7 protein-coding genes are annotated in these 6,717 nt (G+C 48.8%); 4 read left to right on the top strand and 3 right to left on the bottom strand.

Going from position 1 to position 6,717, the window contains the following annotated elements; genetic code table 11:
• The first annotated feature begins 38 nt into the window (after positions 1–38).
• The gene (gene umuD / locus ACOI6Z_RS27120; RefSeq protein WP_000776034.1) at positions 39–470 is read left to right on the top strand and encodes a translesion error-prone DNA polymerase V autoproteolytic subunit; all 432 of its coding nucleotides are present in this window, start codon (positions 39–41) and stop codon (positions 468–470) included.
• Positions 470–1,741: a Y-family DNA polymerase gene (locus tag ACOI6Z_RS27125; protein ID WP_004118291.1), complete on the top strand. Its 1,272-nt coding sequence runs from the start codon at positions 470–472 to the stop codon at positions 1,739–1,741. Before umuD ends, ACOI6Z_RS27125 begins: the two co-directional genes overlap by 1 nt.
• An 81-nt stretch (positions 1,742–1,822) precedes the next feature.
• Here ACOI6Z_RS27125 and ACOI6Z_RS27130 read toward each other — a convergent pair whose 3' ends face one another.
• On the bottom strand, positions 1,823–2,797 hold the full coding sequence (locus ACOI6Z_RS27130) for a ParB family protein (RefSeq protein ID WP_000064120.1): 975 nt from the start codon (positions 2,795–2,797) through the stop codon (positions 1,823–1,825).
• Positions 2,797–4,002, bottom strand: coding sequence for an AAA family ATPase (locus tag ACOI6Z_RS27135; RefSeq protein WP_000368714.1), 1,206 nt, complete (start codon positions 4,000–4,002; stop codon positions 2,797–2,799). Before ACOI6Z_RS27135 ends, ACOI6Z_RS27130 begins: the two co-directional genes overlap by 1 nt.
• Positions 4,003–4,416: 414 nt before the next feature.
• On the opposite strand from ACOI6Z_RS27135, the gene ACOI6Z_RS27140 reads away from it, so the two are divergent.
• Positions 4,417–4,686, top strand: coding sequence for a hypothetical protein (locus ACOI6Z_RS27140; protein ID WP_000339857.1), 270 nt, complete (start codon positions 4,417–4,419; stop codon positions 4,684–4,686).
• A 356-nt stretch (positions 4,687–5,042) separates the two neighbouring features.
• Here the strand turns inward: ACOI6Z_RS27140 and ACOI6Z_RS27145 are convergent, their stop codons facing one another.
• On the bottom strand, positions 5,043–5,909 hold the full coding sequence (locus ACOI6Z_RS27145; protein WP_004118283.1) for a replication initiation protein: 867 nt from the start codon (positions 5,907–5,909) through the stop codon (positions 5,043–5,045).
• 534 nt (positions 5,910–6,443) lie between these two features.
• Between ACOI6Z_RS27145 and ACOI6Z_RS27150 the strand changes: the two genes are divergently transcribed.
• The gene (locus tag ACOI6Z_RS27150; RefSeq protein ID WP_032409716.1) at positions 6,444–6,548 is read left to right on the top strand and encodes a hypothetical protein; all 105 of its coding nucleotides are present in this window, start codon (positions 6,444–6,446) and stop codon (positions 6,546–6,548) included.
• Positions 6,549–6,717: the final 169 nt, after the last annotated feature.

Genomic DNA, 6,717 nt, shown 5'->3' on the forward strand with positions numbered 1-6,717 from the left:
TATGTATAACCAGTAAAATTAGAGTGTCAGGAGGAAAGATGAAACTACAACTTTTCAGCACCGGGAAAGAACTCCCGCCACAGGCCCATCCATTGTTTGCCGATCTGGCCAGCTGCGGTTTTCCCAGCCCTGCTGCTGACTATGTCGAGTCCGATCTGGATCTCCATGATTACTGCATACGGCATCCGAGCGCGACGTACTACCTGCGTGCCAGCGGAGACAGCATGGCCGACGGCAGTCTGTACAATGGCGATCTGCTGGTTGTGGACAGTGCTGAAAAGCCGCGGCACGGCGATATCGTTGTCGCCAGCATGCAGGGGGAGTTTACGGTGAAACGGCTTCTGCTGACGCCGCGACTGACGCTGCAGCCCATGAATGCCTCCTGGTCGCCGATTTATCCTGATCCCGACGAGCTGGATATCTTTGGCGTCGTCACGCATATCATCCACCGCCCGAGGGAGATGTACTGATGTTTGCCCTGGCCGATGTGAACAGCTTCTATGCCAGCTGTGAACGTGTTTTCCGCCCGGATTTGAAAGGAAAGCCGATAGTCGTCCTGAGCAACAACGACGGGAATGTAATCGCTCGCAGTGCCGAGGCGAAGCCCTGGATCAAAATGGGAACTCCGTGGTTTCAGATAAAAAACGAAAGATACCCGGAAAAAATATATGCGTTTTCAAGTAATTATGAACTTTACGCCTCGATATCGGCGCGCGTGATGAACTGCCTGGAGGAACTGGCCCCCAGGGTGGAACAGTATTCAATTGATGAGATGTTCCTCGACCTGACCGGCGTGGAGCACTGTATGGGGCTTGAGGACTTCGCCCGGCAGCTGCGTCAGCAGGTGTATGACTGTACCCGCCTGACCATTGGCGTGGGCGCCGGACCAACGAAAACCCTCGCAAAATCAGCCCAGTGGGCCTCAAAAGAGTGGAAACAGTTTCATGGCGTACTCGCTCTGACCAGGGGAAATCCGCAAAGGACGCGGAAACTGCTTTCACTGCAGCCGGTTGAAGAAATCTGGGGGGTGGGTAACCGTATTGCACGCAAGCTAAATGTGCTGGGCATAAAAACCGCGCTCGATCTGGCTCTGACGAACCCGGCCTTCATCCGCAAAAATTTTTCTGTCGTCCTTGAGCGAACGGTACGGGAACTGAACGGGGAAAGCTGCCTTTCGCTTGAGGAAGCCCCTCCGACGAAACAGCAAATTGTCTGCAGCCGCAGTTTTGGCGTGAAGATCACGGAGTACGAGTCACTCCGTCAGGCTATCTGTCAGCACGCAGAGCGGGCCTCTGAAAAACTGCGTAAAGAGCACCAGTATTGCCGGCATATTTCCGTTTTCATCAAAACGTCTCCGTTCGCCATTAAAGAGCCTTACTACGGCAACGTGGCTACGGAAAAACTTCTTACACCCACTCAGGACACCAGGGACATCATTGCAGCCGCTACAACGGCTCTGGAGCGTATCTGGAGGGATGGGCACCGGTATGCCAAAGCCGGAGTTATGCTGAATGACTTCACCGGCTCCGGAGTTTCGCAGCTGCAACTGTTCGACGAACGCCCGCCACGCCCTCACAGTGCTGAGCTGATGAGGGTTCTGGACGGGATCAACAACTCAGGGCTGGGTAAAGTATGGTTTGCGGGGCGGGGTATGGCCCCGGAATGGCAGATGAAACGGGAGATGCTTTCTCCTGCTTATACGACACGATGGTCAGATATTCCTGCAGCGAAACTGGCGTGAAACCATGGCGATTTCACCGTGAAATTCTCAACCTAAACTGCCTAATTACAATAAGTTAGATGTGAAATCGCCATGGCGAAATTATTGACTCAAATTTCTGTCAAGGACTTCGTTGATAGCCTTGTCCAGTTCATCCTGAATCACTTTTGACATACGGCTAAACTCATAAGTCAGCGTGCGCCCTTTCACACGCTTACGCGCGAACTTGTCCTTTTCTTCAAAAGACCAGAGTGGGGAAACCACTGACTTTTCCTTGGGAGATGGATCTATCAATGCCTGAGATGCCTGAGAAATCAGCTTCAGAATACTGGCTTTCTGTTCGTCTTCTGGTCGCTCGCCATCACTCAAAATTGCATCGAGCTGAGCTGATACAGACTGAATGAGTTCTTCAGGCGTTAATCCCTTTTCACCGAGTTTTTCATTAACTTCTAAAAGAAGTTTATAATCACTAAACGATAGCTCCGACTGAACCGGGAACAGAGAAATTAAGTCTTGCGGTACGGCCGCCGCCTGCAGCGCCCTGGTAACTTTAGCCTGAGATAATCCCTCCAGTTCAGCAATTTCCTTTTGATTAAATCCGGACTCTTTAAGAGCGATCAATCTCAGACCAATCTCCCGAAGATTATGTTCTTTAGCTGTCTGGATATCTTTAGCCAGTTGGCGAGCTTCATCAGCTGATAAATGTTCTTCGGTAACCATTACATCAAGGCCTGTACGGACAAAAATTGCTGAGGCTCGCCGTCTTGAACCATCCAGTATCTCAATCCTTTCACTTTGCTTAATACCAATACAGGGAAAGAACTGCTGAAACTTAATCGTCTGGATAATGGATTTCAGAGACTCCCTGGTCAGTGCAAGTTGATCTCTTCCATTGTTTTCCTGGTTTACGAAGGTCTTACTTTCAACTTCAGATGCAGGCACCCGAACAAACCTGAACGTTACCTTCCTGCCGGTTTTTAAGGTAAATACCTGACTTCTACCGGTGTCAGCCATTTCGAGCATTGACGCCTGAGTATTTAACTGTCTGCCGATGGTTTTTCTTTTCTCATTCGACATCACATACCTCCGTTAGTACGAATGAACTCGATGCGATCAAAGACTGCCTTCGCAAAGTCTTCCGCTGCTGATTTTGCGCTTTTTAGTGCCTCTGTACTTCCATCATAGGTTGCTGGATTTGCTGAAATAACTGTGTCAAAAGTCTCCCCACAACGTTCGAAACCATCCAGTCTTGGCAGAACCATGTCTAGCATATCGGCACCGAAAACCTCTTTGGCCTGACTATGGCAAATTTTGTGATCAGACTTGTTCAGGATCTTGGACATGAAGCCGACATTACCGATGAGATTGCAGGTGTGCCCATCCATTTCGATGGAATCTATGAGGGCAGGGAGGCTGGCCACAAACTTCAGGGAAGAATGAAAATCAACCGTCGCCGGTGGAAGAGGGGTCAACATCAGGTCTGCCGCCCCAATGCAGTTTTTCAGGAACGCATCAAGGTGAGGACCACTATCAAGGAAAATAAAGTCGTAGTCATGCTGGAGCTTGTCGATAATGTTCTCTTTAAGCACCGCATGAATATTTTTCCCTGGCAGATGTTCTTCACACAATCCCTTCCAGCCTTCAGCAAGGAATGCATCGTCAATGGAAGCGGGGATTACATCAACACCAGGGATAATAGACGGTACTATAAAATCGGAAAGTAATTCTTCACGAGACACGTTCTGGAGCATGGCCTGAGCAGCCGTATTTTCAACCAAGCCCACTGAATTCTCATGGCTCAGGAACATTGTCAGAGATGCCTGCGGATCGAAATCGATGGCCAGAATACGCAGGTCTTCGAACAGAAGCTGAGGATGAGCTCGAAAAGCATGTGATAATGAAGCGGTAGAAACTGTCTTGGAACCACCACCTTTAAGATTACATACAAAAATCGTAAAGGCTTTATCGAAGCGATCCCTGTACTTCGGTACTTTACGATGGTTATACAGATCGATGACATTCTGAATCGTCATCGCGTATTTCATCGTATTACCAGAAGGTTTCTTTTTAAAAATGTAGCCACCGGCTTCCATTTCGGACACAGCATACTCAACACTGCCTTTACTGAGCTTAGGCAGCTTATACAGAGCGGCTTTGCTGTATTCCTGATAGAACTCGGTAAGCTTCAATTCCTCTTTTTGCTGTCGGATACTTTCGCTCAAAGATGTCAGAAGCTTACCTGCACGTGTAGCGACTTTCCGTAACTGCTCAATATTGTCCATTTATCACCTCATGACGTTTTTTGTCATTTTGAACAAAAAGTGTCATGTTGCAAGAAAAAAATCATATTGTTTTGATTTCGCTCTCAACAGAAGGGGGATGAAGCTCGACGGGCGTGCTACTAAATCACACTGCAGCAACACGCAGACGCACTTTTGACCATCAACAGCAACTCATACAAAAGGGCTTTGAGAAAGGTATTCAACTTGCAAGACAGGAGAGTCATTCAGAAGGATTCTGATTTTAGTTACGACCAGTGCAATGCTGAGCCTTATGTATCAGCGCTCGCCGCAGCCATGTAACCGAGCGTAGCGAGCGAACTGGCGAGGAAGCGAAGAGGAACCGTTCCGGCAGATAGCTCTTACGCTCAGCACAAGAAGAGTTTTCCATCCTCTGTGGGAAACAGGTCAACTTTAATGGACGCTCCGGACTATGGGAAACAGGTCAACTTCGCGGACGGCCCGGACTATGGGAAACAGGTCAACTTCACGGGCGGCCGGGAGTGTGGGGAACAGGTCAACTTCGCGGACGGCCCGGATTATGGGAAACAGGTCAACTTCGCGGGCGGCCGGGACTGTGGGAAACAGGTCAACTTTGCAGACGGCCCGGACTGTGGGAAACAGGTCAACTTCGCGGGCGGCCGGGAGTGTGGGGAACAGGTCAACTTCGCGGACGGCCCGGACTAAGGGAAACAGGTCAGCTTCTCGGACGGCCCGGACTATGGGAAACAGGTCAACTTCTCGGACGGTCGGGAGTGTGGGAAACAGGTCAACTCCGCGTACGGCCCGGACTGTGGGAAACAGGTCAACTTTGCAGACGACCGGGACTGTGGGAAACAGGTCAACTTTGCAGACGACCGGGACTGTGGGAAACAGGTCAACTCCGCAGACGGCCCGGACTGTGGGAAACAGGTCAACTACGCAGACAGCCGCGATTGCGGGAAACAGGTCAAGTTAGGCAAGCACTATGGGAAACACAGCAAGTTCAGTATCCCCCCATATGTCAGCAACAAACTAAGGGGGGAGGAAATAAAAATTACAGACTATTGTTTTTTATCAAGAAAATTAAACAGCAAGCGACCATCTTCTTCAGTGGTATATGTTACCTTTAATGGCGTCTTCTCATTAATTTTCTTCAGAGCAGGTTCCAGGAAGGTACGCTTCATTTCAGCAATATTGTTTTTCTGCGAGGCAGGGAGCATAAACCTTTCACATAACCAGTCATGTGTGGTGATCCAGACACCAGTGCTCCGGAACTGACACAGGCTTTCATAAAGCCGGATGACACGAACACTATTAAGCTGGCCACAGTCATAGAGAGAATAGGTAGTGAACTGGGAGGTTAAGCCGACCAGGAATGGCATGACCTTGTAGTTAAATTCAATCTGCCAGGAACCCCGGCCTCGCTTCATTCCTGCTTCAGCCAGCCACGGACGTTTAACTTCTTCAAACTCACCTTCTTTTGGATAAAAGGTAACCGTTGATTCGCCCAGAGCATTTACCCCAGCCTTCACATCACGACTGGCGACAGACGTAGCGACATTGAAGTATTTGACGTAATCGGAAACGCTGATTTTGAAGAGCGGCAATACGTCAGAGTCATCTTCCTGGCTGTCATTAAAATAGGCCTGCATGAGGCATAACCACAGCACACGTTTTGCCTGAAGAGGCAGGTAATATGCAGCTTCGGTCAATTCGTTAGATTGCTTTATACTGGCGCGTTTTTTAAACGTTTTAGTAGCTGGCAAGAGTGCTTGAGTATCCATTTCAATGCCTATGGGTAAATTTTTACCCACCCATAATGACAGTGAAAACAGAAATTGCAAGCTATCGCGATACTTATCCACCGGAAAAATCTGCACTTTATCCACAAGTGGATAATTGAGAACTGAACTTGACCTCTTTCCCATAGCTTGTTGATGCGTATCCCATAGCTTGTTGACACAAAACCCACTGATACGTGATTAATTTCCCATATTATGTTTACCAGTTGCCCATACAGGCCCCCTCTCAGGCCGCACTGTACGCGGCTTTCAGGCTCCCTAAAAGATGTAAAATAAAGAAAAAGAATAAAAAAGTACTTTATAAAAATATGCCCGTGGATAAGTGGATAACCCCGAGGAGAGGTGATTTTTCAGGCATTGAGCGTAAGCAGAATTTATAAGTTTTGTTCCCTGGTGCTTCCTCGCTCACTCGGGGCTTCGCCCTGTCGCTCGACTGCGGCGAGCACTGCTGGCTCGATCATATCCGTGGCCGGAAGATACTACTCCTCCCCCGAGTCGCTCTCCAGAGCCGGCTACAGCGAGACAACCCGCACGAAGATTTCTATCGTCCCTGCAGACATATTCGAATCGTTTTTATTAACCCTGGCTTCCGTCGTGACAGAACACTACGTCCTGTAAAAGGGGGACTAAGGCCCCTGAATCACACACCTGAAATTAATAATGCGGAGTTTTACGATAATGTCATTGCTGGAAACTTTCCTGACCGCTTCTCAGGGGGCAACAATCCTGTTCCTTGCCATGCTGATCTACTGGCAAAAGCGATAAATCCAAGCGGGCTGGCCTTTGGCCAGCTTCGCTGTATAAGGGGAAAAATGCGGCATATCCAGACATTTCACTAGGCAATTTGAATTCAGATATCTATGCTTGGGATCCGGTCAACAGGAGGTAACAAGATGAAACTTGAAACTATACAGATAGATAATACCGTAAGGAG

It is taken from the genome of Klebsiella sp. C239 (genome assembly GCF_048822715.1).
Classification (GTDB): domain Bacteria; phylum Pseudomonadota; class Gammaproteobacteria; order Enterobacterales; family Enterobacteriaceae; genus Klebsiella; species Klebsiella quasipneumoniae.

Coding starts and splice junctions, on each gene's coding strand:
- ACOI6Z_RS27135 (WP_000368714.1), bottom strand. CDS start 4,002: ATGGACAATATTGAGCAGTTACGGAAAGTCGCTACACGTGCAGGTAAG.
- ACOI6Z_RS27145 (WP_004118283.1), bottom strand. CDS start 5,909: ATGGGAAAGAGGTCAAGTTCAGTTCTCAATTATCCACTTGTGGATAAA.
- ACOI6Z_RS27140 (WP_000339857.1), top strand. CDS start 4,417: ATGGACGCTCCGGACTATGGGAAACAGGTCAACTTCGCGGACGGCCCG.
- umuD (WP_000776034.1), top strand. CDS start 39: ATGAAACTACAACTTTTCAGCACCGGGAAAGAACTCCCGCCACAGGCC.
- ACOI6Z_RS27150 (WP_032409716.1), top strand. CDS start 6,444: ATGCGGAGTTTTACGATAATGTCATTGCTGGAAACTTTCCTGACCGCT.
- ACOI6Z_RS27130 (WP_000064120.1), bottom strand. CDS start 2,797: ATGTCGAATGAGAAAAGAAAAACCATCGGCAGACAGTTAAATACTCAG.
- ACOI6Z_RS27125 (WP_004118291.1), top strand. CDS start 470: ATGTTTGCCCTGGCCGATGTGAACAGCTTCTATGCCAGCTGTGAACGT.